This is a genomic window from Paraburkholderia sp. UYCP14C (genome assembly GCF_004197395.1).
GTDB lineage: Bacteria > Pseudomonadota > Gammaproteobacteria > Burkholderiales > Burkholderiaceae > Paraburkholderia.
The window spans coordinates 1-3861 of the sequence record NZ_SELS01000171.1; the positions used below are offsets into that span (position 1 = coordinate 1).

Annotated in this window: 2 protein-coding genes and 2 pseudogenes; 1 reads left to right on the top strand and 3 read right to left on the bottom strand. The window is 59.6% G+C overall.

The window, feature by feature from the left end; all coding sequences use genetic code 11:
* Window positions 1–215: 215 nt before the first annotated feature.
* The 3 genes and pseudogenes from istA to EVC45_RS43735 all read right to left on the bottom strand — a co-directional run.
* A pseudogene (gene istA, locus EVC45_RS43725) lies at window positions 216–914 on the bottom strand (IS21 family transposase); the annotation flags it as partial.
* A 444-nt stretch (window positions 915–1358) separates the two neighbouring features.
* Entirely contained in the window at window positions 1359–2066 is a 708-nt protein-coding gene (queE, locus tag EVC45_RS43730; protein ID WP_129964248.1) for a 7-carboxy-7-deazaguanine synthase QueE, read from the bottom strand.
* Entirely contained in the window at window positions 2042–2458 is a 417-nt protein-coding gene (locus EVC45_RS43735; protein WP_129964249.1) for a 6-carboxytetrahydropterin synthase, read from the bottom strand. The genes queE and EVC45_RS43735 overlap by 25 nt, the downstream gene beginning before the upstream one ends.
* A 734-nt stretch (window positions 2459–3192) precedes the next feature.
* Between EVC45_RS43735 and EVC45_RS43740 the strand changes: the two are divergent.
* A pseudogene (locus tag EVC45_RS43740) lies at window positions 3193–3603 on the top strand (IS21 family transposase); the annotation flags it as partial.
* Between the last annotated feature and the right edge of the window lie 258 nt (window positions 3604–3861).

Sequence of the window (3861 nt, forward strand, 5' to 3'; positions counted from 1 at the left end):
TGGCTCGATTGCGGCGATCATCCGGTGGCTCGATTACGCCGATCCCGGAATGGCTCGAATATGCCGGTCAGTGACAGGGCGCTTGCGTGGCTCGCCAGACTTCAACCGTTCTTTGAAGAGCATGCTAAATGAATAGATTCACTCGATGCCGGCATTATCTCAGACCCGCAACACAACCATCAGGCCCTATCTGCTGAAGACCCTGCCGAACAAAGTCCGTTCATGCCATAGTGCTCAAGCAGCGCCGCATAGCGCACTGTGAAGTCGTCTTCGTCCGCGAGGTTTCTGAACGCTGCTGACAGACTGTCGGTGCGATGCTCGCGCGGACAGCCGCCGGCCTGCCACAGTGCGTTCTGCAAACCCATGGACAGTGCTTCGAAGCTCTCGCCACCTTCAACGACATTGACGTATTCCCAGCGTGAGAACGCGAGCACGAAGTGGTACAGCCGGTGTGCGAATGGCACGCCAGCGATCGTCACTCGCAGTTCGGCCATGTCGGTAAAGTCGGAAAGGCCGTGCGCGCCGGGCTCATGCTGTTGCGGGAAGAAGACTTCCTTGTGCGGCCCGGAGATCGCTCTCCAGTTACGCACGCGCCGCTCGAGTGTGCGACGTGTGCCGTCGGGATACTGCCCGGGATGGTCGTCCTGCAGCTTGCGCAGGATCGTGACCGCCTGAAGTTGCGGCGCGTTCGCGAGCATCGGAACGACTTCGGTATCCCAGACGTCGGCGAAGGGATCCGGGCGCGAGCGCCAGTAGCGGCGTGGCTTCTGCGACGGCAGCACGGCGTCTCGTTCGATGCGTCTGGCGCTGCGCACACTGATGCCGGCCTTGGCGGCGGCAATCTCCTGCGAGTGATGTTTGCGTTTTGACATGTAGAGGCGAACCTGTTGGTCGGTAATGCGGGTTCCAGACATGTAGCTGATCGCTTTCTTATTCGATCAGCCATCGTAGAGCCCGGCCGACTCGGCGCCGCCGGTGATGCGTCGTCTTCGGCGGCTACGCCGCCTTCGCCTCCTCACCACCGGCCAAAACCTTCGCCGCTACACCGGCCAACTTGATTGTCGCCGTCCAGTCATGAAGTAGCCCGACGGCGCGCGAACCGTTCGCACGCGTACTTTGGGCGGCCTGCTTGACGCGCGTGCCGATGCACCTCGACGCCGCACGCGTGTAAGCACATTTCAGCCTAAGGTTCCGCGATGACTCACGCCATTACACACGGGCGCGCTCGCGATGCCGGGATTATGGAGGAATGCCCCGACGAGGTTCCGGCTAGCTCTACGAAACTGATGACCCCCTATGTTTTTTCTTGATCAACTGGGAGGGCCTTCACCTCGCGTTGCCAGACCACGATGGAAATGCTATCTGATGTTGATGAGTTTGTGCGTCTGCAACGATACGCGCCAGCCGTAGCGTTGCGCGGCCCGAATGCAGATATCCGTAGCGCGAGACGACAGGCTAAGCGGCTGCAACCAGATCGGTATGTCCCGCGCTTGGTGGATCGGGTCAAGTTTCTCGAGCACGATACCAACGTCGCGCTGCTTGCCGATCGCGCATTTGAGTTCGTTGGCTCGCCACAGCACTTCATCTAGCACCGTGCGGCCACCGGGCATGGCGTACTTGGGGCTGACGGTGAGGAAGGTGCTCGGCGTGACGAGCGGTACGTACGTGCCGGAGGTTTCGACCTGGACCCGGTGATGCCACGCTTCGAGCTTCGTGATCAGCGGGCGCAGATCGTAGATGCACGGTTCGCCGCCCGTGATGACTACGTGCTCAGCATCTGCCGCCCGCACTACATCTGCCAGCGTCTGTACACCGTACCAAGCATAGCTGTCGCACGGTGACGCTTCTTTCAGACGCATCGCGGCCACGCTGATCGCGCGCTCCGGGACCATTTTCCACGTATGCTTGGTGTCGCACCACGGACAACCGACTGGACACCCCTGCAGGCGGATGAAGACCGACGGTGTGCCGGTGAAGCTGGCTTCGCCCTGCAACGATTCAAAAATCTCGTTGACGGGATAGATGTTAACGGGCGGCACAGTTAGAGCCGGTACGTCACACTGCATTTGCGCGTCTCCTCGATTCGTACTTCGACCAACCGGACGCTGGTTCCCTGCAGGATCTCAGGGCCGAGCTTGGTCACCAGCCACTGCGCCAAGTTTTCAGCGGTCGGATTGAAGGGCACGCCGACCACCGACGGATCGAGGTCGCGCAAGGCGACATAGAACGGATCTTCGATCCACAGCAACATGCGGTGATCCCAGTGATCATCGACCCAATTGCAAAGCAATGTCTTGATTGCCCCGAAGTCGATGACGCGCCCGAGATCGTCGAGTGAGGAAGCTTCGCAAACAAAATGAACGCGGTAGTTGTGCCCATGCAGGTTCTTGCACTTGCCTTCATGGCCCACTAGACGGTGACCGCATGAGATGTCGTGGTAACGCTCGGCGTGTAGCATTCTTAACCCTTGTCCTCGTGCAATGGGCAGAAAGTCTTCCGATGCGGCGTCGCGATCGCGAGGAGCCACGCATCGCAATGATGGTCTGACATTACTCGGTCGTAGACGTGCGTCGGGTAGGTGCGGAAGCGCAGATGAGCTGCTTCCTAGGCAGGCAGCGTGTTGTGCATTTTCGGCTTAGGTACACCAGTCACTAGCGCGAAGGGATCGGGCGCCAAGCCTTCGTTCGTCGCGGGCATATGTAACGAGTCATCAGCGGCGCTCAAACGCCAAGTCTACCAGCCGGTGGCCAATGATGCCGTCCATGGTGGCATGTTCAGTATATGGTTGAAGTCGAAAAGAGAACCTCATTGTGTTTGCGCGCGCTGGGAAGCGCTACGCGGTGCCAGTCGTGCACAAACGCGAAAACGCACCAAGCTAAGGTCTTACATAGTACTTGATGGTCCACATGGAATTTTCTGGTTGCAATTGGCCTACGCTTTCTTCTATTGTGGCAGGCGCGATCACATACGCCTTGATGAACGTCAACCTGCGCGTCCGACGTGCGTATTTCGGACGAACGCATGACCGGCCGTTTCGGGACCGTGACCGAAGAGTTCGGCAAGGTGACCGGTCATTTCGGGAACGTGACCGAGCGGACCGGAAGGCGGGGATTGGCGTTGTGCATGACATCAACCACGCGGGCTATGCTCGCCGGCTTTGGCCGGAGACAGATTGCCCCGCGCCGGATGAACATGCGCATGATCAAGGACGTTTTAGGACCTAAATTCGACGGCGGCTTCTCGCACGATCGGATCGCCGCGTCGCTGGGCATTTCCAAGGGCGTGGTCACGAAGTATGTCGGGCTGGCGGGCGCCGCCGGGCTGGACTGGGCAGGTGCCTGCGACATGGACGAAGCCGAGCTCGAGCGACGGCTACTGGGCAAGCCCACGGGCCCAGCGGCCTACGTCCAGCCCGACTACGGGCGCATCCATCAGGAACTGCGCCGCAAAGGTGTGACGCTGACGCTGCTGGGGGAGGAGTACAAAGCCGAGTTCGCCGACCGGCAAACCTACGGATATACGCAGTTCTGCGAGCACTACAAGGCGTTCACGAAGCGATTGAAGCGCTCGATGAACGGCCTACGTATCGACAGCGACGAACTGGTTGCGTTTTCTTGGACGACTGCAGGCGGCGACCAACGAGCAGCCTGGCTCTGAACAGATCGCGGCCTATGCTAGCTTCATGCGCGACGAGCGCAATCTCTCTGCAGTAACCATTCGCACGCGTTGCGGTCGCGCTGCCGAGTTTCTTCGGCTCGCCGATGCCGAGGGCTATGACATTCATGGCTCTTTTGAAATTCAAATGGGTTATGCAGTATGCGGGTTGATCGAAGTGAAGTTGAGCTTGCCAGCGATCAGGAA

Excerpts from the sequence above, each read along its gene's own strand:
- EVC45_RS43735 (WP_129964249.1), bottom strand. The coding sequence starts at position 2,458 with ATGCTACACGCCGAGCGTTACCACGACATCTCATGCGGTCACCGTCTA.
- queE (WP_129964248.1), bottom strand. The coding sequence starts at position 2,066 with ATGCAGTGTGACGTACCGGCTCTAACTGTGCCGCCCGTTAACATCTAT.